Annotated in this window: 18 protein-coding genes and 1 tRNA gene; 6 read left to right on the top strand and 13 right to left on the bottom strand. The window is 70.2% G+C overall.

Annotation, left to right across the window (positions count from 1 at the left end; genetic code table 11):
* Positions 1-50 precede the first annotated feature (50 nt).
* A complete protein-coding gene (locus AWC02_RS09635; protein ID WP_085128561.1) occupies positions 51-9,281 on the bottom strand; it encodes a type I polyketide synthase in 9,231 nt (3,076 codons plus the stop codon).
* A 561-nt stretch (positions 9,282-9,842) separates the two neighbouring features.
* Here AWC02_RS09635 and AWC02_RS09630 point away from each other — a divergent pair.
* Entirely contained in the window at positions 9,843-11,096 is a 1,254-nt protein-coding gene (locus AWC02_RS09630) for an MFS transporter (RefSeq protein ID WP_085128560.1), read from the top strand.
* Between the two features lie 7 nt (positions 11,097-11,103).
* Here the strand turns inward: AWC02_RS09630 and AWC02_RS09625 are convergent, their stop codons facing one another.
* Together AWC02_RS09625 and AWC02_RS09620 are read right to left on the bottom strand one after the other, a co-directional pair.
* Positions 11,104-11,463, bottom strand: a complete 360-nt coding sequence (locus AWC02_RS09625) for a DUF732 domain-containing protein (protein ID WP_085128559.1) — start codon at positions 11,461-11,463, stop codon at positions 11,104-11,106.
* 85 nt (positions 11,464-11,548) lie between these two features.
* Positions 11,549-11,635, bottom strand: a tRNA-Leu gene (locus tag AWC02_RS09620).
* A gap of 96 nt (positions 11,636-11,731) precedes the next feature.
* Between AWC02_RS09620 and AWC02_RS09615 the strand changes: the two genes are divergently transcribed.
* Together AWC02_RS09615 and AWC02_RS09610 are read left to right on the top strand one after the other, a co-directional pair.
* Positions 11,732-12,106: a hypothetical protein gene (locus AWC02_RS09615; protein ID WP_207568029.1), complete on the top strand. Its 375-nt coding sequence runs from the start codon at positions 11,732-11,734 to the stop codon at positions 12,104-12,106.
* The gene (locus tag AWC02_RS09610; protein WP_085128557.1) at positions 12,103-12,444 is read left to right on the top strand and encodes a DUF3817 domain-containing protein; all 342 of its coding nucleotides are present in this window, start codon (positions 12,103-12,105) and stop codon (positions 12,442-12,444) included. The genes AWC02_RS09615 and AWC02_RS09610 overlap by 4 nt, the downstream gene beginning before the upstream one ends.
* Before the next feature lie 12 nt (positions 12,445-12,456).
* Here the strand turns inward: AWC02_RS09610 and AWC02_RS09605 are convergent, their stop codons facing one another.
* The 9 genes from AWC02_RS09605 to clpS form a co-directional block, all read right to left on the bottom strand.
* Complete coding sequence (locus AWC02_RS09605) at positions 12,457-13,446, bottom strand: IS481 family transposase (RefSeq protein WP_085128556.1); 990 nt, start codon at positions 13,444-13,446, stop codon at positions 12,457-12,459.
* Between the two features lie 106 nt (positions 13,447-13,552).
* The gene (locus AWC02_RS09600; protein WP_085128555.1) at positions 13,553-14,161 is read right to left on the bottom strand and encodes a non-canonical purine NTP pyrophosphatase; all 609 of its coding nucleotides are present in this window, start codon (positions 14,159-14,161) and stop codon (positions 13,553-13,555) included.
* Between the two features lie 4 nt (positions 14,162-14,165).
* The gene (gene rph / locus AWC02_RS09595) at positions 14,166-14,945 is read right to left on the bottom strand and encodes a ribonuclease PH (RefSeq protein ID WP_085128554.1); all 780 of its coding nucleotides are present in this window, start codon (positions 14,943-14,945) and stop codon (positions 14,166-14,168) included.
* 130 nt (positions 14,946-15,075) lie between these two features.
* Positions 15,076-15,852, bottom strand: coding sequence for a cyclic nucleotide-degrading phosphodiesterase (locus tag AWC02_RS09590; RefSeq protein WP_085128553.1), 777 nt, complete (start codon positions 15,850-15,852; stop codon positions 15,076-15,078).
* Between the two features lie 80 nt (positions 15,853-15,932).
* Positions 15,933-16,739, bottom strand: a complete 807-nt coding sequence (gene murI, locus AWC02_RS09585) for a glutamate racemase (protein ID WP_085128552.1) — start codon at positions 16,737-16,739, stop codon at positions 15,933-15,935.
* Positions 16,736-17,389 carry a rhomboid family intramembrane serine protease gene (locus tag AWC02_RS09580; RefSeq protein ID WP_085128551.1) on the bottom strand — a complete coding sequence of 218 codons (654 nt, stop codon included), beginning with the start codon at positions 17,387-17,389 and terminating at the stop codon, positions 16,736-16,738. The genes murI and AWC02_RS09580 overlap by 4 nt, the downstream gene beginning before the upstream one ends.
* Positions 17,386-18,471, bottom strand: coding sequence for a P1 family peptidase (locus AWC02_RS09575; RefSeq protein ID WP_085128550.1), 1,086 nt, complete (start codon positions 18,469-18,471; stop codon positions 17,386-17,388). Before AWC02_RS09575 ends, AWC02_RS09580 begins: the two co-directional genes overlap by 4 nt.
* 5 nt (positions 18,472-18,476) lie before the next feature.
* Positions 18,477-19,064 (bottom strand): oxidative stress transcriptional regulator AosR, encoded by a 588-nt coding sequence (gene aosR, locus AWC02_RS09570; protein WP_085128549.1) that lies wholly within the window; start codon positions 19,062-19,064, stop codon positions 18,477-18,479.
* Positions 19,065-19,095: 31 nt separating this feature from the next.
* The gene (clpS, locus tag AWC02_RS09565) at positions 19,096-19,410 is read right to left on the bottom strand and encodes an ATP-dependent Clp protease adapter ClpS (RefSeq protein ID WP_046320562.1); all 315 of its coding nucleotides are present in this window, start codon (positions 19,408-19,410) and stop codon (positions 19,096-19,098) included.
* A 55-nt stretch (positions 19,411-19,465) separates the two neighbouring features.
* Between clpS and AWC02_RS09560 the strand changes: the two genes are divergently transcribed.
* A complete protein-coding gene (locus AWC02_RS09560) occupies positions 19,466-20,773 on the top strand; it encodes a nicotinate phosphoribosyltransferase (RefSeq protein ID WP_272818984.1) in 1,308 nt (435 codons plus the stop codon).
* A gap of 12 nt (positions 20,774-20,785) precedes the next feature.
* On the opposite strand, the gene AWC02_RS09555 is transcribed toward AWC02_RS09560, so the two are convergent.
* Positions 20,786-21,049 (bottom strand): YdeI/OmpD-associated family protein, encoded by a 264-nt coding sequence (locus AWC02_RS09555; RefSeq protein ID WP_085128547.1) that lies wholly within the window; start codon positions 21,047-21,049, stop codon positions 20,786-20,788.
* 67 nt (positions 21,050-21,116) lie between these two features.
* Between AWC02_RS09555 and AWC02_RS09550 the strand changes: the two genes are divergently transcribed.
* Together AWC02_RS09550 and AWC02_RS09545 are read left to right on the top strand one after the other, a co-directional pair.
* Positions 21,117-23,099 carry an ATP-dependent DNA helicase gene (locus AWC02_RS09550; protein WP_085128574.1) on the top strand — a complete coding sequence of 661 codons (1,983 nt, stop codon included), beginning with the start codon at positions 21,117-21,119 and terminating at the stop codon, positions 23,097-23,099.
* A gap of 182 nt (positions 23,100-23,281) precedes the next feature.
* Complete coding sequence (locus tag AWC02_RS09545) at positions 23,282-24,682, top strand: neutral zinc metallopeptidase (protein WP_109560950.1); 1,401 nt, start codon at positions 23,282-23,284, stop codon at positions 24,680-24,682.
* Positions 24,683-24,730: the final 48 nt, after the last annotated feature.

Below are 24,730 nucleotides of genomic sequence, written 5' to 3'. Positions count from 1 at the left end.
CGTCGTCGGTTCGCTGTGCATCGTCGCGGCGCGGCCCATAGCCGGTGACGTTAGCCGATATAGACGTCGTCGTCGCCGAGCCGTGCCGCCGGGTTGAGCAGCATCGCCGACTCCTGACGCTTCTCCGGCGTGGAGTGGTCGAACCGCCGGTCCGCGGGCCGCTCGTACATCGGCTTGCCGCCGGCGATCGCCGAGGCGAGACGCCGCTGGCCGGCCAGCACCCGGGCAGCTGCCTGCTCCTGGTAGGTCGCGCGCTGAGTCGGGTCCAGCGCCGCCAGGAACGCCGCCGGGTGCACCAGGGCGACCAGCCCCGAGACGTGACCGAATCCGAGGCTGGTGACCAGCCCGGCCTTGAGCGGGAACTTCTCCCCCAGCTCCAGGGTCTCGCGCGCCCACACCAGGTGCCCGGCGGTCGCCAGCTCGTCGTCGACGCAGTCCAGGCTCCGGTTCGGCGGAATGACCCCGTTGGCCAGCACCTGGCACAGGCCCATGATCTGGAACACCGCCGCGCCGCCCTTGGCGTGCCCGGTGAGGCTCTTCTGGCTGATCACGAACAGCGGTGCACCCTCCGAGCGGCCCAGCGAGTCGGCCAGCCGCTCATGCAGCTCGGTCTCGTTGGGGTCGTTGGCCAACGTGGAGGTGTCGTGTTTGGACACCACCGCGATGTCATCGGCGCCCACGCCCAGTTTGGCCAGCGAGCGGGCCAGCACCGAGTCCTTGCCGCCGCGGCCCGCGCCCAGCGCGCCCAGGCCCGGCGCCGGGATCGAGGTGTGCACGCCGTCGGCGAAGCTCTGTGCGTAGGCCACCACGGCCAGCACCGGCAGGCCCATCTTGGCGGCCAGGTCGCCGCGGGCCAGCAGAATGGTTCCGCCGCCCTGGGCCTCGACGAAGCCCAGCCGGCGCCGGTCGTTGGCGCGGGAGAACTTCGAGTCGCTGATGCCCTTGGCGCGCATCATCTCGGTGTCGGCGGTGGCCGCCATGTCACCGAATCCGATGATGGCCTCCAGCGTCAGGTCGTCGTACCCGCCGGTGACCACCAGCTCCGCCTTGCCCAGCCGGATCTTGTCGACGCCCTCTTCGACCGAAACCGCCGCGGTGGCACAGGCGGCCACCGGGTGGATCATCGCGCCGTAGGAGCCGATGTAGCTCTGGACCACATGCGCCGCAACCACGTTCGGCAGGACTTCCTGCAGGATGTCGTTGGGCTTGGCGCGCCCGAGCAGGTTGCCGTGATACATGGTCTGCATCGAGGTCATGCCGCCCATGCCGGTGCCCTGGGTGCTGGCCACCAGCGACGGATGCACCCAGCGCATCAGCTCGGTCGGGGTGAAGCCCGCCGACAGGAACGCATCCACGGTGGCGACGATGTTCCACAGCGCCACCCGGTCGATGGACGTGGCCATGTCCTGGCTGATGCCCCACACCGTGGGGTCGAACCCGGTCGGGATCTGAGCACCCACCGTGCGCGACAGCTTGCTCTTGCGCGGGACCCGGATCTCGGTGCCCGCCTTGCGGATCACCTGCCAGTCCGAGGAGTCCGGCACCGGGCGCACCACGGTGTGCTCGGGGTCGAACTCGACGAACGCGCGCGCGTCGGCCTCGCTGGAGACCACGAACGAGAAGTCCTTGTCCAGGAACACGCTGACCAGCAGCGGCGAGGCGTGGTCCGGGTCGATCGCTCCGTCGTCGACGAACTCGCGGATGCCGACTCGTTCGACCACGGTGTCGTGGTACCGCTCGACCAGCTCGGCCTCGTCGACCAGCTCGCCGGTGGCGGTGTCGTACCAACCGGGTGTCGGGTCGTCTTCCCACGTGACCAGCCCGGTGGTCCACGCCAGCTCCAGCACACCGGCGGCCGACAGCTCGCCGGAGACCTCCATCTCGAAGCGGGTCCGAGAGGAGCCCAGCGGGCCGAGTTCGGCGCCACCGACGATGACCACCATGTCGGCCAGGTCGACGTCGAGGTCGGCCCAGGCCGGCGCGGGTGCCGCGGTGTGCCCGCGCGGCGGGCTCGGCAGTGCCGCAATGGTGTCGGCGTCCGCGGAGTCGTCCTCGGCTGCCGCTTCGGCGGTCATCTCCTCACGCGCCCGGGCGGCCAGCTCTGCCATGTCCAGGTTCGCCTCGGCCAGGCCGCCGGTCAGGTCGGCCTCGATCGGCGCGTTGGCCGCGGCCACCTTGGACTCGACGCTGCACAGCTCCAGCAGCATGGCGGCCATCTGCTCGGTCGAGTAGGTGGTGACACCGGCTTCCTCGACCGCATCGACGATGACGTCGTTGTGGCCCATCAGCCCGGTGCCTCGGGTCCAGCCGATCAGGGCGTGCGCGAGGCTGACCCGCGAGGCCCACGACGACTCGGCCTTCCACCGCGCCACCAAGGCGTCCAGCGATGCCTTGGCCTCGCCGTAGGCGCCGTCACCGCCGAACATGCCGCGGTTGGGCGAACCCGGCAACACCACGTGCAGCCGCGAGGCGATGTCACGTTCGGCACCGATCTTCGACAATCCGCCGATGAGCCGCTGCACGGCCCACAGCAGCACCTTCATCTCCATCTCGGCACGCGGACCGGCCTCGGACAGGTCGCCGGCGACCCGCGGTGCTGCGAATGGGAACAGCAGCGTCGGGGTCTGCGCATCCTTGAGATGAATCGACTGCGGCCCAAGGTTTTCGGCCTGCTCGGTACCGACCCACTCCACGAGTGCGTCGATATCGGTGTAGGAGGCCATGTTGGCGGGCACCACCCACAGCGCGGCACCGAACCGGGCGTGCTCGCGGTAGAGGCTGCGGTAGAAGCCCAGCCGCTCGTCATCGAGCCGGGAGGTGGTCGCGATCACGGTCGCACCGCCGTCGAGCAGCTGCCCGACCACCGACGCCGCGATCGAGCCCTTGGAGGCCCCGGTCACCACCGCGATCTCGTCGCTGTAGCGGCCCCGGCCGGGGTTCTCCGCGCCGGCGGCGATCCGGGCGTAGAGCGAGGCGTGAATCTGCCGGCCCGACGCCAGCGCCCGGCCCTGCCACCAGGTGGCCTGGGTGGCCACGACATGGCCGGTGCCCTCGAAACGCTCGGCGAGACGGGTCCAGTCGGCGTCGATCTCGCCTTCGTCGGTCAGCCACAGCTTGACCAGGTCCTCGCGGGCACTGGCCCAGCGGTCGTCGAGCAGCACCGCTTTGCGGCCGTCGAACGCCGGCGCCACCAGGCGCGGCCAGTCCGACCCCAGTTCGGCGGTCACCAAATCGATCAGCTCGCTGTCGGTGACACCCGCCGGCGCACTCACGGCGTCGTCGAATCCGAGCTGGCCCAGCACCAGCCGGGCAGCAGAAGCGAGCACGCCGTCGCGGCCGGTGATCTGGGCGGTGAACTCGCCCAGCGCGGCAGCGTCCACGGTCGCACCGCCGCCACCGCCTGCCGACGGCAGGCTCACCGCGACACCGCGCCGCGCGGCAACAGCCTGCACGGCCGCGTCGATCACCTTGTCGACAGCCGCAGCGTCGGCGAGCGCACCTTCGTGCAGGCCGCCCAACGGTCCGCCCCGGACGCTGGAGCCTTCGCGCGTCCCCAACGCCACCTCGACGGTGACGTGCTTGGCCCAGCCGTCACCGAGCTCCCAGGTCTTCTTGACCCGCTCGGCGATGGCGCCGGGCCGCTTGCCCGAGGGCCCCAGAATGGTGCGGAGCTGGTCGTTGATCGCGTCGGTCAGCACCGGGCCGTACGGCTTGTAGGTGCGCGCCAGCTTGGTCACCTGCGACTTCAGCCCGGCCAGGTCGGCCTCGGCGGCGCCGTCGATGGCGCCCAGGTTCAGCTCGGAGCCCAGGTCCACCAGCAGCTGGTTGCGCCGCGAGGACGCCCCGTCGGTGATGGACTCGATGGAGTCCAGGGCCTCGATCTGGTCGATGCGCATCTTGGCGCTCAACGCGATCAGCGCGCAGGTGGCGTCGGCGGCGTCGAACGCGATGTCCTCGGGGCGCGGGCCCCCGGACGGCGCGGCCGGCGCGGCCGGTGCCGGGGCGGCGGCCTCGGCGGGGGCGGCTTCTGCCGACGCCTCCGCCGGCGCCGACTCCTCCTCGGGCTCCGGCTCGGGGTCGGTGTCGGTGGCGAACAGCACCGCGGCGTCCCGCTCGGCGTTGAGCACTTCCACAGTGCTGTGGGCGTACTCGGGCAGTTTGAGGGTGTTGGTGGCCAGCCCGGCGACGGTCGGTGCGGTCTTCACACCGATCTCGACGAACCGCTCCACGCCCAGCCCACCGGCCGCCTGCTCGATGAACAGCAGGTCCTGGGTCTCGATCCAGCGCACCGGGCTGGCGAACTGCCAGGCCAGCAACTCGATGACGATCTTGCGGCACAGTTCGGCCGGCTTCTCGTTGCGCCAGGTGTCGTAGTCGGCCAGCACCTCGTCGAGGGGCTCGGCCGGCACCAGGTCGCGGATCTCCTGGACGAAATCCCGGTCCAGGGTGAACGGCCTGGGCACCAGGTTGGGGATGTAGCGGCCGATGAGCAACCCGGGGTCGGCGTCACGCGGCATCACCCGCTCCAGCGAACGGCGGAAGTCGTCCACGCCGATGCGCAGCACGCTCGAGTGGAACGGCACGTCGATGCCCGGCACCAGGATGAACGAGCGCTTGCCGCCGCTGATCTCGCGGCGGCGCTCGACCTCGGCCTCCAGAGCCTCCAGACCGGCCACCGTGCCGGCGATCGCGTACTGCGAGCCGCGCAGGTTGAAGTTGACGATCTGCAGGAATTCCCCGGTGCGCTCGGCGATCTCGGCGACGAAAGCGGTGACGTCGGCGTCGTCGAGGTCGATCTGCGACGGCCGGATGGCGGCCAGCCGGTAGTTGGACCGGCCCATGGCGTCGCGCGGCACGATGTCGTGCATCTTCGAACCGCGGTGGAACACCACCTCCAGCAGTGCTTCGAGCTCGTAGACACCGCTGACGCAGGCCAGGGCGGTGTACTCACCGACGGAGTGACCGCAGGCGATCGCGCCTTCGACGAAGGCGCCCTGCTCGCGCATCTCGGCGACCTGCGCAGCGGCAACCGTGGCCATGGCCACCTGGGTGAACTGCGTCAGGTTCAACACGCCGTCGGGGTGCTGGTAGTGCACGCCGGATGCGATCAGGGACGTCGGGTTGTCGCGCACCACGTGCAGCACCGAGAAACCCAGGGTTTCGCGGGTGAACTTGTCCGCCGAATCCCACACCGTGCGGGCGGCCTTGGACCGGGCCCGGACCTCCATGCCCATGCCCTTGTGCTGGATGCCCTGGCCCGGGAACGCGTAGACGGTCTTGGGGGCGCTCAGCCGCGCGGTCGCCGACATCACCAGATCCGACCCGATCCGGGCGCTGATCTCCAAAACCTCTGCGCCCAGGTCGATTCCGACCCGATCCACCCGGAAGTCGACCTCGTCGCCGGGCTTGACCATGCCGAGGAAACGCGCCGTCCAGCCGACCAGCCGCGCCGGCGGGCGGGCCTGGCCGTCGGTGGCGGTCACCACGTGCTGGGCCGCGGCCGAGAGCCACATGCCGTGCACGATGGGCGATTCCAGGCCGGCCAGCAGTGCCGCGGCCCGATCGGTGTGGATCGGGTTGTAGTCGCCGGAGACCGCCGCGAACGGCCGCATGTCCACCGGTGCGGTGACGGTGACGTCACGCCGGCGGCGGCGCGGGGTGTCGGTGGCGTTGTCGGAGACCGCGCCGCCGGCCCGGACCGGGTCGGTCAGTTCCGCGGCGCCGGTGCGCCCGCGGATGGCGAACCGCTCCTCCAAGGTGGCCAATTCGGTTCCATCGGCCGCGCGGACCGTGACCGACACCGGGACGACCCGCCCGACCTCGGTATCGGTGGCCGCCGAAGCGGTTGCGGTGACGGTCAATTCGGCCGGCTCGGCCGGCAGCGCGCCGAGCAGCTGCGCCGCGTGATCCAGGTGCACCAGCGACAGCAGGCCCTCGACCACCGGGAAACCGGTGTCGGTGGTGGCCGAGCCGATGGCGGCGAACACCGCCGGCCAGCATCGGCCGACGAGCGCGTCGGGCACGGTGGACAGTCCCGGCGCCAGCGGCGCACCGAAGGTCGCGGTCACCCCGGTGTGGTCGGCGACCTGCTCGGGGTCCCACGCCACGGTCACGGTGGCCGTGCCCTCGTGCACCGCGGGCAGGGCCTCCGGGCCCTCGACACCGGCGGCGATGGCCAGCACCGAGCGCATCGCGGCGGCGGCGTCTTCGGTGGACACCAGCGGGGCAGCGCCGTCGACGACGGCGGCCGGCACGGTGAAGCGGATGCTGATCCACACACCCGACAGCGGCACCTTGAGTTCGACGGTGGACTCCGACACGGCCTCCAGACGCGCCCCGGTGGACGGGTGGCTGGCGGTGCGGTTCTCGTGCACCTGCCACTCGTGGGGGTCGGCGATCCGGTGCACCGGGTTGGTGGCGGTGCGTCCGGCCCACAGCACGTCGGGAGCGTCGAGCACGACGGCCAGCGCACCGGTGACATCGGTGCGCCCCCGCCGGCGCGCGCTGACCGGTACCGGCTCCGTGCCGGCGGCCAGCACCTGGTCGACCGCGGCCTGCTCGAAGCGGTCCAGCAGCTCACCGACCGGCTCGTCGATGCGGGTGATCCCGGCGACGGCCGCGGTGCCCGGAATGATGCAGACCTGCTCGGCGGTGTAGCGGGCGTCATGCGCCTGCCACAGCGAGTCGCTGCGCCACCAGCGGCGCACGTCCTTGTCGATCACCGGCACGAAGTTGACCGGCTTGCCCGGGGTCTTGCACAGCTGGGTGAAGAACGGCGCGTCGGCCGGGTGCAGCCGGACCGTCTCGGCATCGGGGTAGCGGGCCACCAGCGCCTCGATGGCCTCGGCCGGGCGGTCCAGGATCGCCTGACCCTGCGGGGTGTCGGCGAACAGGGTCTCGATCGGCCCGGACTCCAGCTCGTGCAGCCGCGCTTCGGCGCGCTGCAACATCGAGCCGAACCGCTCGCGCCAGGTGTCGGCCAGCCACGGGCTGTCCGGCGAGGCGGTGTCGGCGGTGGAGTCGCCTGCGCCGATTGCCAACTCGACATACCGGCGCAGCCATTGCGCATAGGTCATCTCGGCGACATCGCCGAAGTAGGGCTTGGCGGTGTCGGCCATCGCGGCGATGATCTCGTCGCGGCGCGCGGCGACGGCCTCGCCGTCACCGGCGACTTCGTCGAGCAGCCGGCCGCAACGCGAGGCGACGTTGTCGATCTCGTGAATGTCGGCACCGAGCTGGCTTCGCGACGAAGCCATGCCGCCCTGGGCCTTGCCGGCGCCGATCCACTGGTCGGTGCCCACGGTGTCGACGAGCATCTGCTTGACCGCCGGCGAGGTGGTGGCCTCCTTGGTGGCCATCGCCGCGGTGCCCACCAGGATGCCGTCGACGGGCATCAGCGGGAAGCCGTGCTGCTGCGACCACCGGCCGGACAGGTACTCGGCGGCCTGCTCGGGGGTGCCGATGCCGCCGCCGACGCACAGCGTGATGTTGGGCTGCGAACGCAGCTCGGAGTAGGTCGCCAGCAGCAGGTCGTCGAGGTCCTCCCACGAGTGGTGACCGCCGGCGCGGCCGCCCTCGACGTGCACGATCACCGGCGCGGTGGGCGCCTCCGCGGCGATGCGAATCACCGACCGGATCTGTTCGACGGTGCCGGGCTTGAAGACGACATGGCTGATGCCGGCGTCGTTGAGCTCGGCGATCAGCTCGACGGCCTCTTCCAGTTCGGGGATACCGGCACTGATCACCAGGCCGTCGAACGGGGCGCCGGACTGCCGCGCCTTCTGCACCAGCCGCTTGCCGCCGACCTGCAGCTTCCACAGGTAGGGGTCCAGGAACAGCGAGTTGAACTGCACGGTGCGGCCCGGTTCGAGCAGCTCGGTCAGCTGCGCAACGCGGTCGTCGAAGATCTCTTCGGTGACCTGCCCGCCGCCGGCCAACTCCGCCCAGTGCCCGGCGTTGGCGGCCGCGGCGACGATCTTGGCGTCGACGGTGGTCGGCGTCATGCCGGCCAGCAGGATCGGCGAGCGGCCGGTGAGCCGGGTGAACTTGGTCTCGAGCTTGACCCGGCCGTCGGGAAGCGCGACCACGGTGGGTGCGTAACTGGTCCAGGGCCGGGCGACCTCGGGCACGGCGCCGATGGTGAACAGGTTGCGCTGTCCCCCGCGGGTGGCGACCGGCACGATGCCGATGCCCAGGCCGCGGATCACCGGTGCGGTCAGCCGGGTCAGGATGTCGCCGGGGCCCAGATCCAGGATCCAGCGGGCGCCCGCCTCGTGCAGCGCGGTGACCTCGTCGACCCAGTCGACCTGGCCCACCAGGATCGAACTGGCCAGCTGACGGGTCAGCTCGACGTCGAGGCCCACCCTGGCGGCCCACTGACCGACGATCTCGACGCCGTCGGACAGCCGCGGCGAGTGGAATCCGACTTCGACCTGCACCGGCTCGAACACCGGGGCGAAGACCGCACCGCCGCGCAGTTTGTTCTTACGCTCGGCGGCCTCCTTGTCGGCGATCTGCTCGCAGTACAGCTCGAAACGGGAGAGCTGTTCGGGAGTTCCGGTGATGACCACCGCGCGCCGGCCGTTGCGGATGGACAGCACCGGCGGCAGCACCGTGCGCACATCCTGGGCGAACTCGTCGAGCAGTTGGCTGATGCGCTCGGGGTCGACATTGGTGATCGACACCATGGGCGGACGGTCACCGAGCACCGAGATGCCACGACGCCGGGCCACCAGGGTTCCGGCCGCGCCCACCAGTTGGGCGATCGCCAGCAGCTGCACGTCGTTGGCGCCGCCGGCCTTCAGCGACTCGACGGCCAGGATGCCCTGCGAGTGCCCGGCCGCGGCCACCGGCGGGGTTGCCGCCAGATCCAGACCCTGGCGCTCCAGCGCGCGCATGGCGGCGATCTGGGTCAGCAGGACGCCCGGCACCGACACCGCAGCCGAGGTCAGCTGCTTGGCCGACGGGATCGGGTCCTCGGCGGCCAGCGCCCGCACCCACTGCAGCGGCTCGAAGCCGATGGGCCGGACCACGACGAGTTCGTTGGCGATCGGCTCGAGCAGCAGGTCGGCCTCACCGGCCAGGGTGGCCAGCTCCGTCTCGATCCCGGCGGAGGAGACCAGCTCTTCGAGCGACTCCAGCCAGGCGCTGCCCTGCCCACCGAAAGCGACCGCGTACGGCTCGCCGGCCGTCAGCCGGTCCACCAGAGCGGACGAGGCGCTGGGGAACCGCCCAGAGCCCGATCCGTCGGCGGACACCCGGTCGTGTTCGTGGATCGTCACGTTATATATCTCCCCTGCCCTGGTTAACGTCGCGTCTTCGTCGACGCCCGCCGGGATAGCCGGCCCAATCGCGGGCCCTCGCATGTTCGCGGCCGCGCTCAGCTGTAAGAGTGTCATAAGAACCTGTGCCGTTTCCGCAGCAAATTGGTTACTGGCGAGTTCTACGCTCGGGTAACCCGGCCCCGGATATCACGGCCCGCTGTGACGGCCGGAACGTTCCGGAACAAACGTCCTGCATGTGTGGGGTTACGGTCGAGTAGCCACAACGGCGCTGATCAAGGCTGCATTGTTATCTAATCGTTATGTTTGAATCAGCGAGGCCAACCGGCTTCGGGCTCGGCTGCAGCTCAGGCCCACAACCGGCGCGGCAATCCCGGGCCCCCCGCGGCGGCGGGCGGGGCCAGTTTGCTGGACTGCCGGCGTCGCGCCGCCGGTGACCCCCGACACCCGAACCGGTTCTCCGGATGCCGTCGCCGGCCGGAGTCCGCCGACGGCTTCGGCACCCAAACCGTGTGCGACCATTGCGGAGTCCCAGCGCTTAACAGACAAGGCAGGCCCAGATTGCGTCCCTGGATCGTGTGGGGCACCGGCCTGCTGTCCTATCTGGTCGCCGTGCTGGACCGCACCACCTTCGGGGTATCGGGTCTCGACGCCGCCGAACGGTTCCACGCCGGGCCGTCCACCTTGTCGTCGTTCGTGATCGTGCAGCTGATCGTCTACGCCGCCATGCAGATTCCGGCCGGCGTGCTGCTCGACCGCTTCGGCGCGCGAGCCATGATCGCCACGGGCGTGGCCGTGCTCTCCGCCGCCCAGGTCACCTTGTCGCTCACCCATTCACTGCCCATCGCGGTCGGCGCATACGGGGTCGTGGGCCTGGGCGACTCGTTCATCTTCATCTCGGTCATCCGGCTGCTGCCCAACTGGTTCGCACCGGAGCGCGTTCCGATGCTGACTCAGTTGACCGGCATCTGCGGTCAGTTCGGCCAGTTCCTGTCGGCGGTGCCGTTCCTGGCAATCCTGCTGCACGGTGGCTGGACCGCCGCCTACCTCTCAGCGGCCGGCCTGGGCCTGTTCGCCATGGCCCTGACGCTCGCCGTCGCCCGCGACGCCCCGCCGGGGGCCCCGCCCGCCGTGCAGGCGCGACCGCTGCGGTCGGCATTCAGCGACGTCAAGACGGTCTGGTCGCGGCCGGGAACCAAGTTGGGCCTGTTCACCCACATGGGCAACTCGTCCTCGCCCGGCGTGTTCGCTCTGATGTGGGGCGTGCCCTACCTGACCACCGCGCAGGGCCTCTCGCGCGACGTGGCGGGGGCGGCGCTGACGCTGTCGGTGGCGGCCTTCGTGGTGGTCGGACTGTTGGTGGGGACCATGTCGGCGCGCCGGCCCGACCGTCGGTCCAGCGTGGCGCTGGCGACGATCGCCTTGATCGCGTTGATCTGGACGGTGGTACTGGCGCTGCCGCACCCCGCGCCGCACTGGTTGCTGGTGGTGCTGATCCTGGTGATCTCGGCCGGCCAGCCGGTGTCGATGCTGGCATTCGACTTCGCCCGCACCTACAACCCGCCGGCTGCCATGGGCACCGCCCAGGGCATGGTCAACACCGGCGGCTTCATCGCGACGCTGCTGGTCATGCAGGCGATGGGCCTGGTGATCGCGATGTCCGGCGGCTATTCCTTCACGGCGTTCCGGATGGCCTGGACCGTGCAGTACGTCATCTGGGCGGTGTCGGCGGCGGCCGTGGTGATCTACGCACGCAAAGTCCGCGACAGCGAACCCCTGGGCGAAGCTCACATACCCGTGGCGGCCGCACCCTAGCGGGGGATCACGCCGGTGTCGTGTACGGGTCCGGCGACTGCGGGCAGTACGCCTGCCGAGCCGCGTTGATGACCAGATGCGCGGAGCCCGGCGACATTTTCAGGTGTGCGATGACCGACACCGGTACCAGCTTGGGCGCTTCGCTGAGCCCCACACAGACCTCGTGGGCCTCCCGCACCAACACGTTGCGCAGCGGCTCGCACACGGGACCGCAGACCGGCCGGTCGTAGTCGGAATTCAGCCCCTGGCGCACCAGCTCGTCGAAGAAGACCTGATCCTCTTCAGGGTCGGCCGATACGGCGGGCGCCCAGGCCACCGCGCACGAGAGCACCGCGAGGAACACGGCTGGAATCAACCCTTTGCCCATGACGCCGCACCAATCCATGCAGGGACCAGAAAACCAGTGTGGCACCGATGTGGCCGAGAGCACAGGGGTGTTGTCGCCGATTTACTGGTGCGGGCGGAGGGACTCGAACCCTCACGCTCTTTCGAGCACGGGCACCTAAAACCCGGGTGTCTGCCAATTCCACCACGCCCGCAAGCGCACGTCATCGTACGTCGCCCGCGGAGCTTCCCCCAACGCGAACCGCCTTGGGGCCGCCTGCACCCGCCGACGCAGGCGGTACGGTCAAGGGGTGTCCACTACACGGCGTCGGAGACCGGCACTGGTCGTGCTGGTGATCGTCGCCGCCTGCGCGTGTCTGGCGCTGGGCTGGTGGCAGTGGACCCGTTTCCAAGAGGTCAACGGGAACTTCCAGAATCTCGGCTATGCGCTGCAGTGGCCGCTGTTCGCCTGGTTCTGCGTGTACGCCTACCGCAAGTTCGTCCGCTACGAGGAAGAACCGCCGGAGCTGCACCCGGCCGACGCGGTGACCGAGATTCCGGCCGGGTTGCTGCCCGAGCGTCCGGCGCCCGCCGCCACCCCGACCGATGATCCCGAGCTTCGCGAGTACAACGCATATCTGGCCGAACTCAGCACGACGAAACAAGAGAACAGGAACACCGCATGACCGGCACACCCGCCAAGGCCGCCCCTGCCGAGAAGGTCCGCAGCGCACTGTTGCCCTACCGGGTGCTGGCGTGGACAACGGGCATCTGGCTGATCGCGCTGTGCTACGAGATCGTGGTCCGCTACGTGGTCAAGGTCGACAACCCGCCCATCTGGATCGGTGTGGTGCACGGCTGGGTGTATTTCGCCTACCTGCTGGCCACTTTCAACCTGGCGGTCAAGGTTCGCTGGCCGCTGGGCAAGACCGTGGGTGTGCTGCTGGCCGGCACCATTCCGTTGCTGGGCGTCATCGTCGAGCATTTCCAGACCCGTAACGTCAAGGCGCAGTTCGGCCTCTGAGGGCCCGCGGTACTAGGTGTACTGACCTGAGAGGTTAGGTACGCGGGTGGCGGGTGGCTGGCCTCCGAGCGCGGTGTGGCCGCGATGGTGATTGTAGGTGTGTAGCCAGCGGGGGTATTCGACGCAGCGCTCGGCGTCGCTGGTGTAGAGGCGCGCATAGGCCCATTCATCGGCCAGGGTGCGGTGGAAGCGTTCCACCTTGCCGTTGGTCTGAGGTCGATAGGGCCTGGTGCGGCGGTGTTCGATATCGCCGAGCGCGTCGCGAAAGGTGTGAGACCGGTAGCAAGAGCCGTTGTCGGTCAATACTTTTTGGACCGTGATCCCGCACTGCTTGAACCAGGTGTTGGCGCGTGCCCAGAACGCCGCCGCAGTCTCTTTGCGTTCATCGGCGAGGATCTCGCTGTAGACCAGTCGAGAGTGACCGTCGATCGCGGTATGCAGAAAGTGGTAACCGCGCAGCGGCTGGCGGTACTTGTTGAAGACTCCGCTGCTCTTGTCCATGCTGGCGTTGTGGCCGCCTGTGGTACGGCCGAGCATCCGCCAGCCGCCGCCGGCGGGGACCTTGCCGAGCTTCTTGACATCGACATGGACCAGATCGCCGGGCGCTGCGGATTCGATGCGGCGAATGACCCGGCCGGTGGCACGGTCGAGCCAACGCAGTCGGGCAACCCCGTAGCGGGTCAGCACCCGGTGCACCGTCGAGGGGTGAATACCCAGCAGATAGCCGATTTGGGCGGGGCCCCAGCGACGGATGACCCGCACCTTGATGATCCGTCGTTCGGTACGGGTGGGCGTCTGATTGGGGCTGTGATGCGGCCGTGAGCTGCGGTCAGTCATGCCGGCCGGTCCAAGTTCGCGATACCGAGAGGCCCACCGCTGGGCCGTGGTGACGGCGACCTGAAACCGCTCAGCGGCCCGACGCAGCGACCACCCTTCCTCGACAACACAACGAGCCAGTCGCAGGCGGCCGGTTTCTGACAATGGGGCATTACGGTGGGACACGAAGACCTCCGAGGGTGGGGAGCGTTCCTAGACAGCTCGCACTCCACTCGGAGGTCTTCGTCATGTCACGACACCACGCCGTACCTAACGTCCGTGGTCAGTACAACTAGGCCAGCGAACGCAACGCCGGCAACAGCAGCTCCAGAGCCCGGCCGCGATGTGACTCCGCGTCTTTTTCGGCTGGGCTCAACTGCGCGGCGGTGCGGTCGCCGCCCGCCGGGATGAACACCGGGTCGTAGCCGAATCCACCCTGGCCGTGCGGTTCCCGAGCGATGCTGCCCGCCCACTGCCCGCGCACCACCAGCTCGTGCTCAGGGCCGTCGCCCCAGACCAGTGCGCACGCGGACACGAACGCCGCGCCGCGCCGCTCGTCGGGCACGTCGCGCAGCTGCGCCAGCAGCAACGCGGTGTTGGCCGCGTCGTCGCCGTGGCTACCCGACCAGCGTGCCGACAGCACTCCCGGCATCCCGTTGAGCGCTTCGACGGTCAGACCGGAATCGTCTGCGACGCAAGGCAATCCTGTGGCGTTATAGCCGTCGCGGGCTTTGGCCAGGGCGTTGCCCTCGAACGTCGCGGCGGTTTCCGGGGCTTCCGGGTACGGCGCGACATCGTCGAGCGAGACCGGTTGCAGCCCCGACAGACCGGCGTGCTCGAGCACCCGACTCAGCTCGGCCAGCTTCTTGCGGTTGCGGCTGGCCACCAGCAGTCGCCTCATGCGGTCAGCTGCCGAACGCCTTCTTCGGCGCCGGCCCCTCCGGCAGCACCCCCGGGTAGGGCAGCTCCAGCGCCTCGCGCTGCACCACGAACAGCTTCTCGCAGGCGGCCAGCGCCGCGTCGAGCATCTTGTCCAGCGTCGAACGCGGGAAGGTCGCGCCCTCACCGGTGCCCTGAACCTCCACCAGGGTTCCGGTGTCGGTGGCGACGACGTTCATGTCGACCTCGGCGCGCGAGTCCTCCTCGTAGGGCAGATCGACGCGCACCCGGCCGTCGACCACGCCGACGCTGACCGCTGAGATGGCGCAGGACAGCGGACGAGGGTCGGACAGTTTGCCGGCGGCCGACAGGTAGGTGACCGCGTCGGCCAGGGCCACGTAGGCCCCCGTGATGGCCGCGGTGCGGGTGCCCCCGTCGGCCTGCAACACATCACAGTCGATCGCGATGGTGTTCTCGCCCAGCGCCGCCAGGTCGATGCAGGCACGCAGCGAGCGGCCCACCAGCCGGCTGATCTCCTGGGTGCGGCCGCCGACCTTGCCCCGGACCGACTCGCGGTCCGAGCGGGTGTGGGTGGCGGCGGGCAGCATGGCGTACTCGGCGGTCAGCCAGCCCTGGCCGGAGCCTTTCCGCCAGCGCGGAACGCCTTCGGTGACGCTGGCGGTGCACATGACCCGGGTGTTGCCGAATTCGACCAGTACCGAACCGGCCGGGTTGCTGGTGAATCCACGGGTGATGACGACCGGGCGCAGCTCGTCGTCGAGGCGACCGTCTTCTCGTTTGGACACGCGAACAACCCTAGCGGGGACCGCCAGCGCGGCGGAGCCGGGCGCAGCGGGTCACCGCAGTCGAACACCGCGGGGACCGCCAGCGCGGCGGAGCCGGGCGCAGCGGGTCGGCGCGGGACTCTGGGCGGGATCAGCCCTTGGTGATGTCGAACGACTCGTCGCACACCACGGCGTGCACCGGGCCGTCGAATTCGGCCTTCGCCTCCCGGATCACGTCCTCGCGCGCGGTCCAGGGCGGGATGTGGGTCAGCAGCAGCTGCCCCACTCCGGCGGCCGCCGCGGTACGCCCGGCATCGGTTCCCGACAGGTGCAGGTTGGGCGGGCGGTTGGCCTCATGGGTCCACGACGCCTCGCACAAGAACACATCGGCGCCGCGCGCCAACTCGATCACCTCGTCGCAGAAACCGGTGTCGGCGCTGTAGACCAGGGTCGCGCCGGAGGGGTCGGTGATCCGCATGCCGTAGGACTCGGTGGGATGCGAGACCAGGCCGGGCACCACGGTCAGCGCGCCGAAGGTGACGGGCTCGCCGTCCGCCCAGGCGCGCACGTCGAAGATGTCGGTGATGTCGTCGATCTCACCGCCATAGGGCGAGGACGCGGCACCCATCCGCGACCAGGTGTCACTGGGGCCGTAGAGCAAACCCTTGTCGAACGGCTTGGCCGCCACCGAGGGGTGGTACCGGCGCCAGACGAACAGGCCCGGCAGATCCAGGCAGTGGTCGGCATGCAGATGCGACAACAGCACGTGCACCGACCCGGGGTCGACATGGCGCTGCAGGGCGCCCAGCACCCCGCCGCCGAAGTCGATCACCAGCGGCGGCGTGTCCGGCGCCTGCAACAGGTAACCCGATGCCGGCGAGTCCGGACCCACCACACTGCCGGAGCAGCCGAGCACGGTCAGTCGCACGTTCCCTACTGTGCCATGTTCGCTGCGGCCATGACGAAGACACCGGTGCTTTACCCACGATTCGTCATCGAAATCACCGCCTAGCGCGAAGGCGCACGGCGGTGGACCGCTCCGACACCGCTGATGGCCGGCCCCAGAAATCGGGTGGCCAGGTGTGCGAACGCCTCCGGGTCGCCGGTGGCCTCGAAGACCCGCGTGGCCGGGCTGGCCTCGTGGGGGCGCAGGAGGTCCTGCTCGGTGAGCACCCGCAGCAGTTCTTTGGCGGTCTCCTCGGCGCTGGAGACCAGCGTCACCTGATCGCCCATCACCAGCTGGATCAACCCCGACAGCAGCGGGTAGTGCGTGCAGCCGAGCACCAGCGTGTCGACGCCCGCGCGTTGCAGCGGCTCCAGATATCCCTCGGCGAGTCCCAGCACCTGCCGGCCGCTGGTGATGCCGCGCTCGACGAAGTCGACGAAGCGGGGGCAGGCCACCGCGGTGATCTCGGTGTCGCGGGCAGCGGCGAACGCATCCTGGTAGGCGTGACTGGCGATGGTCGCCTGTGTCCCGATCACCCCGATGCGGCCGTTGCGGGTGGTTGCCACCGCCCGGCGCACCGCCGGCAGGATCACCTCCACGACCGGCACGTCATAGCGTTCCCGCGCATCGCGCAGGCACGCCGCCGAGGCGGTGTTGCAGGCGATCACCAACGCCTTGATGCCCCGCTCGACCAGATCGTCCCCGATGGCCAGGGCATGCGCCCGGACCTCGGGGATGGTCAGCGGGCCGTACGGGCCGTTGCCGGTGTCGCCGACATAGATGATGTCCTCGTCGGGCAGCTGGTCGATGATCGAGCGGGCGACGGTCAGCCCACCGACACCGGAGTCGAAGATTCCGATCGGGCTCACGCCGCCGTCCCCCGGCGCCGTTCGCGGGCTTTGCGTTCCGGGCGCGCCAGCAGGTAGGCGGCCAGCACACCGGCGAGCGCCCCACACAAGTGGCCCTGCCAGGACACCCCACCGCAGACGTTGAGCACCGGCACCGCTCCCCACAGAATTCCGCCGTAGAGGAACAGCACCACCAGGCCGACCAGGATCTGCCAGATCCGGCGGGTGAACCAGCCGAACACCAGCAGGAAGGCCAGCCAGCCGAAGATCAGTCCGGAGGCGCCGATGTGGTCGGTGGGCCCGCAGGAGGATCCGACGTTGCCGATCAGCCAGGTGCCCAGACCGCCGACGATCCATATGATCGCGGTGGCAAGCACAAACCGGGACAGCCCGGTCAGCGTCAGCAGGAAACCCAACACCAGCGCCGGACCGGTGTTGGCCAGCAGGTGCGCCCAGTTCGCGTGCAGCAGCGGGGCGAACAGCACCCCCCACAGGCCGTCGGTCTCCAGCGGACGGATGCCGTTGCGGTCCAGCTGGTGACCGCCCACCTGATCGACGGCTTCGACAAGGTAGAGCAGGCCGACGAACGCGAGAATGGTGGCCCCGCCGGTGCGCCAGACGGGCTTGTCGGCCGGCTGCGGCGCGGGTGCCGTCTTACCGCGGGAGCTCACTGCTCACCCACCCGCGCGCTGTCCAGGCGGTCGCCGGGCCGCTCGGCGAAGGCGCCCGGCACCGTGGCGCGGTAGGTCGGGATACCGGCCACCGGATCGGCCGACAGCAGCCCACCGAGCACCGCTCGGGCCAGACAGTCCGCCGCGGCGGCGCCGACCTCGGTGATCAGTCCGGTCTCCGGAGACAGGGCGGCCGGCGTCCCCGGCAGCGGCGCCACCTCCACGGTCCCGGTCGACAGCGCGAACACGGTGTCCCCGTCCACCGGGGTGTGCGAGGGCCGGATGGTGCGGGCCAGCCCGTCTTGAGCGGCGACGGCCATCCGGCGGCAACCGGCCGGACTCAGCGCGGCATCGGTGGCCACCACGGCGATGGTGGTGTTGAGCGTCAGGGATTTGGGCTCCAGACCCGCCAGGATCGCCAGCTGCTCGGACGGCGGCGCCGTCAGCCCGAACTCCTCGATGAGCAGCGCCGACCAGGGCAGCCCGGTGGTCGCGTCGATGACTTCACCGGTGGGGTTCACCACCACGATCGCGCCCACGGTGACCACCCGGTCGCCGAGCTCCAGCGTCGTCGAGGCGGTCCCCACACCACCTTTGAAGACCCCGGCACGCGCACCGGCTCCGGCGCCGACACTGCCCACCGCCGGCAGAGCGCCCTCGGGGCCGGCGGCCGCCGCCACGGCGGCGTAGCCGAACTCCGCGGTGGGACGCCGATCCCAGCCGCCGACCGGGAGGTCGAAGATGACCGCGGCCGGCACGATCGGCACCACACCGCCGTCCAGCGCCACGCCACGGCCCTGTTCTTCCAGCCAGGTCATCACGCCGTCAGCGGCTGCCAGCCCGTAGGCGCTGCCCCCGGAGAGCACGACGGCATCCACCCAGCGCACACTGTTGGCCGGGTCCAGCAAATCGGTCTCGCGGGTACCGGGTGCCCCACCCCGGCCGTCGACCGCGCCAACGGTTCCGGGCGGCGCCAGGACCACGGTGACACCGGTGGCCCAGCCGCTTCCGAGCGTCGCATCGTCATCGATCCGCTGGTGGTGGCCCACCCGGATGCCGGCGACATCGGTGATCGAACCCATGCGCGTCATCGTCTGGGCCTTCCCATCAGTGCGACTACCAGGAATTCTTGCAGCACCGTGAGCCACTGGTAGACGTTGAGCTGCGCGGCCGCCACGTCGCCGGCAGGCAACTGCTCGGGGCCGTCGGGCCCGATCTTGAGCACCGTGCCCAGCGCGAGCCGCACGTCGTTGACGGCGGCGATCCATGCGTTCGCCTGGTCTTCGGTCAACTCCAAACGGCCGCCCTGTTCGGGAATGGTGTCCAGCACCTGTTGTGCCGCCGCGCGTTTGGCGTCGATGATCTGCGGCTCGTGCAGGCTGCGCAGCGCCGCGTTCAGGCTGTCGGCGTCGACCGCGGGGTCCTGCCCGGGGCCTTGCGGGCGGTAGAAGTCCGGCAGCAGCCGGCGCGTGGTGTCGTCTGCCGGTGGGCGGGTGTTGCCGGTTCGCATCCCGGTGATCTGCTCGAGTTCGTCTGGCGGGGAGCCGGACTCCCGTGCCTCGAGCATGCCCAGAACCGAGCCGATCAGGTTGCGCAGCAGCCCGGCCTCGTGCAGGGCCAGCGCAGAACGGAAGCGGGGCCCGTCGGCGGTTTCGACCCGCTTCCAATTTCGCACGGTGACGTCCCGGTTCCCTTCCGATCGAGTCTCAGCGGTCCTGCTGCATGGTCGCCCACAACCCGGCGGCATGCAGTTTGGACACGTCGACCTCCATCGACTCCCGGCTGCCGGCCGACACGACGGCCTTGCCCTCGTTGTGCACCTGCAACATCAGCTTGGTCGCATGCTGCTCGCTGTAACCGAACAGCTTTTGGAAGATGTAGGTCACATACGTCATCAGGTTGACCGGGTCGTCCCAGACGATGGTCACCCACGGGGACGCCGTCCCCTCGACCGGGTCGGCGCGCCGCTCCCCGGTGCCCTGTGGTTTCACCGGGGCAGACGTCGGTGCTGACGTGGCCATACCGGTCAGGATACCGAGCCGAGCCGGGGTGCGGTCCAGTCGATACGGTTGGCAGGTGGACTCCTCGGCCCGGTGCAGCGGGCTGCTCACCGACAAGTACGAGCTGACCATGCTCGCCGCGGCGCTGCGCGACGGCACCGCCACCCGGCGGGCCGCCTTCGAGATGTTCACCCGCCGGCTGCCCGAGACGCGTCGCTACGGGGTGGTTGCCGGCACCGACCGGTTTGTGCAGGCTGTGCTGGACTTCTCTTTCGACGATGCCGCGCTGCACCTGCTCTCGGAGTTCCTGGATCCCCCGACGCTGCAGTTCCTGGCCGATTTCCGCTTCCGCGGCGACATCGACGGCTATCCCGAAGGTGAGCTGCACTTCGCCGGCTCGCCGGTGCTCACCGTGCAGGGCAGTTTCGCCGAGTGCGTCGTGCTGGAGACACTGGCCCTGTCGATCTTCAACCACGACACCGCGATCGCCTCGGCGGCGGCCCGCATGGTGCACGCCGCCGCCGGGCGGCCGCTGATCGAGATGGGTTCGCGTCGCACCCACGAGCAGGCCGCCGTGGCCGCGGCACGCGCCGCCTACCTGGCGGGTTTCGCCGGGACCTCCAATCTGGAGGCGCACCGCCGCTTCGGGTTGCCGGTGCTGGGCACCAGCGCCCACGCCTTCACCCTGCTGCACACCGGAGCCGACGGCGAGCTTGAAGCGTTCCGGTCCCAGGTGGCCGTGCAGGGCGTCGGCACCACACTGCTGGTGGACACCTATGACGTCGCCACCGGGGTCGCCAACGCCGTGGCGGCGGCCGGACCGGACCTCGGTGCGGTACGGATCGACTCCGGAGAGCTGGCGGTGCTGGCCCACCGGGTGCGCGACCAGCTGGACCGATTGGGCGCCACCGCAACCAAGATCGTCGTCTCCGGCGACCTCGACGAGTACGCCATCGCGGCGCTGCGGGCCGCGCCGGTGGACAGCTACGGCGTCGGCACCGCCCTGGTGACCGGTTCGGGCGTGCCGACCGCCGGGTTCGTCTACAAACTGGTCGAGGTCGACGGCAGACCCGTGGGCAAACTCAGTGCCGGTAAGCAGTCGCAGGGCGGATGCAAACACGCGATGCGCCTGGCGCGCAACGGCACCGCCGTCGAGGAGGTCGTCTACCCGGCCGGGCGCCCGCCCGCCGCGGATGCACCGGCCCGGGGTTTGACGGTTCCGCTGCTCCGCCGCGGCGAGGTGGTGGCCGAGACCGGTCCGGCGGCGCTGGCCGCGGCGCGCGAGCGCGTGGTCTCCGGGCTGCACAGCCTGCCGTGGGAGGGCCTGAAGCTCGGCCGTGGTGAGCCGGCCATCCCGACGCGGGTGGTGTCCGGCGACGGCTGAGCACCGGCGGTGCTACCTGCCGTTGCGCTCCCGATGCTTGCACCCGGGCCAGCAGCACGGACGCCGCTTGCCTTCCTCGAGTTCCTCCCGGGTGCGGCGGATGCGGTGCTCCCGGGTCGCCTGCTGCTTGGCGTCTTCGACCCAGCAGATGAACTCGTTGCGCGCCAAGGGGGTGATGTCGAGCCAGGCGGTCACCGCGGCGGGGCACTCCAGCAGGCCCTCCCGCAGGTCTGCGGGAAGTTGGTGCACCGCGCCGCCCGGCAATTGGCCGCTCATGACCCTCAGGGTAGTGCGCCTGAGGCGTTGCGCATGCCGATCGGCCGCGGGCTACCGTGTGCACACCATGGCTGACCCGTCCGTACCCGAGCTGCTCGCCGCCGCGGTGGCCGCACTCGGCGGCAGTGAACGCCAGGGCCAGGTTCAGATGGCCGAGGCGGTGGCGCGCGCCTTCGAGACCGGCGAGCACCTGGCTGTCCAGGCCGGCACCGGCACCGGCAAATCGCTGGCCTACCTGGTTCCGGCGATCGCCCGGGCCCTGGCCGACGAAAGCCCGGTCGTGGTGTCGACCGCGACCATCGCGCTGCAGCGCCAGCTCGTCGATCGGGACCTGCCGCGACTGGCCGGCGCCCTGGAGAAGGTGTTGCCCCGGCGGCCCACCTTCGCGCTGCTCAAAGGCCGACGGAATTACCTGTGCCTGAACAAAATCCATACCGGCGCAGCCGATGAGCAGGACGAGGGTCCACAGGCCGAACTGTTCGATCCCTTCGCGGCCAGTGCCCTGGGCCGCGACGTGCAACGACTGACCGCGTGGGCCGAAGACACCGACACCGGTGACCGCGACGACCTCAAACCCGGTGTACCGGAACGGTCCTGGTCGCAGGTCAGCGTCTCGGCGCGCGAGTGCGTCGGTGCGGTGCGCTGCCAATACGGCACCGACTGCTTCGCCGAGCGGGCCCGGGCGGTGGCCGCACAGGCCGACGTCGTCGTCACCAACCACGCGCTGTTGGCCATCGACGCCGTCTCGGAGAACACCGTGCTGCCCGAGCACCACCTCCTGGTGATCGACGAGGCACACGAACTCGCCGACCGGGTGACGTCGGTGGCCACCGCCGAGCTCAGCGCCACCCTGCTCAGCGTCGCCGTGCGCCGGGTGGCGCGGCTGGTCTCCCCCGAACTGGTCCAGCGCCTCGACGCCGCGTCGCTGACGTTCGGCTCGGCGATCCACGACGCCACACCCGGGCGGATGGATCATCTCGACGACGAGCTGGCCACCTATCTGGCCGCGCTGCGGGATGCGGCCGGTGCGGCCCGCGCGGCTATCGACACCGCCCCCGCCGACCCCAAGGCCGCCGCCGCACGCAAGGAATCCGTCGCGGCATTGACCGAGATCTCCGATACCGCGGCCCGGATCCTGACCTCGTTCGAGCCGGCCATCCCCGACCGCTACGACGTGGTCTGGCTCAGCCATGAGGACAACCGCGGCTCGGTGCGCGCGGTGTTGCGGGTCGCGCCGCTGTCGGTGGCGGGCCTGCTGCGTGAGCGGTTGTTCGCCCGGGCGACGACGGTGCTGACCTCGGCGACGCTGACGGTCGGGGGCTCCTTCGACGCGATGGCCGGGGACTGGGGTCTGCGGCGCGGCGCCGAGGCTCAGGCGGCGCGCTGGCGCGGCCTGGATGTGGGCTCCCCGTTCGACCACGCCAAGGCGGGCATCCTCTACGTCGCCGCCCATCTGCCGCCACCCGGGCGCGACGGCACCGGAACCGACCAACAGCTGGAGGAGATCACCGCGCTGATCACCGCGGCCGGCGGCCGGACCCTGGGATTGTTCTCCTCGATGCGGGCGGCGCGGGCCGCTGCCGAGGCCATGCGCGAGCGGCTGGACACCCCGGTGCTGTGCCAGGGCGACGACACCACCGGCGCGCTGGTCGAACAGTTCGCCGAGGATGCCGAGACGTCGCTGTTCGGCACGCTGTCACTGTGGCAGGGCGTCGACGTGCCCGGACCGTCGCTGTCGCTGGTGCTCATCGACCGCATCCCGTTCCCGCGACCCGATGACCCACTGCTGACAGCCCGCCAGCGCGCGATCACCGCGCACGGCGGCAACGGTTTCATGGCGGTGGCCGCCAACCACGCCGCACTGCTGCTGGCCCAGGGCGCCGGCCGGCTGCTGCGCGGGATCGACGACCGCGGCGTGGTGGCGGTGCTGGACTCCCGGATGGCCACCGCCCGCTACGCCGGATACCTGCGAGCCTCGCTGCCGCCGTTCTGGGCCACCACCGACGCCGGCAAGGTGCGACTGGCGCTGCAGCGGCTGCGCGGCGATTAAGCGCACTATCGTGATACCCCATGCGCCAAGCCCCCCGACGGCACCGTGATGATGCGGCGGCCCCAGTTTCGCCTCTCCGTCGTCGAGGCTCGCTGAACCGCTGTGACTATGCGCCGGCCCCAGCTTCGCCTCTCCGTCGTCGAGGCTCGCTGAACCGCCGGGTTCTCGTCACCGCCTGCACGATGGTCCTGCTGCTGAGCGGCTGCGCCCGGATGATCGACGGGACACCGGTGTCGATCTTCGCCGACCCGTTCCGGGTGGGGGGACTGCAGGCAGTCGACGGCCCCACCGGTCTGCGCCCCGACGCCCCACCGCCCACCCGGGAGGTCCAGGGCACCGACGGCGGCCGCATCGATTCGCTGGCCGCCCAGTCGGTCAGCGACCTCGAGACTTTCTGGACCACCACCTACCCCAACACCTTCGACGGCGATTTCCGGCCCGCCAACGAGCTCAAGTCATGGGATCCCAGCCAACCCCGCGGAAAGTTCTGCGGTAACCGGACTTTCCTGCTGGTCAACGCCGCCTACTGCTACCTGGACAACACCATCGGCTGGGACCGCCGGCTGCTGCTGCCCGCGCTGCGCAGCGCCTATGGCGACATGGCCATCACCATGGTGCTGGCCCACGAGTACGGCCACGCGATCGCCCGCACGGCCGGGATCACCAAACGGCGCCAGACCCCCACCCTGGTGGCAGAGCAGCAGGCCGATTGCCTGGCCGGGGTCTATCTGCGCTGGGTGGCCCAGGGCGACTCCCCCCGCTTCACGCTGAGCACCGGCGACGGGCTCAACAGCGTGTTGGCCGCGATGCTGGCACTGCGCGATCCGTTGCTGAATCCCGGCGAGACGATCGGCAACAACGAGCACGGCTCGGCTTTCGAGCGGATCTCGGCCTTCCAGTTCGGGTTCACCGACGGCGCCGGATCGTGTGCGGGCATCGACGCCAAGGAGATCGAGCAGCGGCGCGGCGAACTGCCTGTTCAGCTGCAACAGAACGAAACCGGTGAAGTACCGGTCAGCGAGGACTCGGTGCGACTGGTCCTCGACGCGATGAACATCGCCTTCACGCCGGCCCAGCCGCCCAAGCTGACCTTCGACGCCGCGGACGCATCGTTGTGCCCCGATGCCCGCCCGAGCCAGCCGGCCTCGTACTGTCCGGCGAGCAACACCATCTCGATCGACCTGCCGGCGCTGCAGGCCATGGGCACCCCCAGCAATGACCAGAAGCTGGCGACGCTGTCCGGCGACAACACCGCCTATTCGGTGCTGATCTCGCGCTACCTGCAGCGGGTTCAGATCGAACACGGCGGGCTGGTGCTCGACAATGCCGCCGCCGCGCTGCGCACCGCGTGCCTCACGGGAGTGGCCACCACCCTGCTGTCCCAGGGCGTCACCACCTCCAACGGGGGCCGGATCGCGTTGACCGCGGGCGATCTCGACGAAGCGGTCGCCGGGCTGTTGACCAACGGGCTGGCGGCCGGCGACGTCAACGGCGAGTCGGTACCGGCCGGTTTCTCCCGTATCGACGCCTACCGCACCGGGGTGCTCGGCGATTTCGATCACTGCTTGGCCCGCTTCCCCTAATCTCACCATGGCGAGCAGACGTCAAAGCCCCCTAGAACACTCGCTTTT

Origin of the sequence: Mycolicibacter engbaekii (assembly GCF_002101585.1) — a bacterium.
Lineage (GTDB): Bacteria > Actinomycetota > Actinomycetes > Mycobacteriales > Mycobacteriaceae > Mycobacterium > Mycobacterium engbaekii.
Note: the sequence above shows the minus strand (reverse complement) of the source record. Positions and strands in the feature narration are given on the sequence as shown.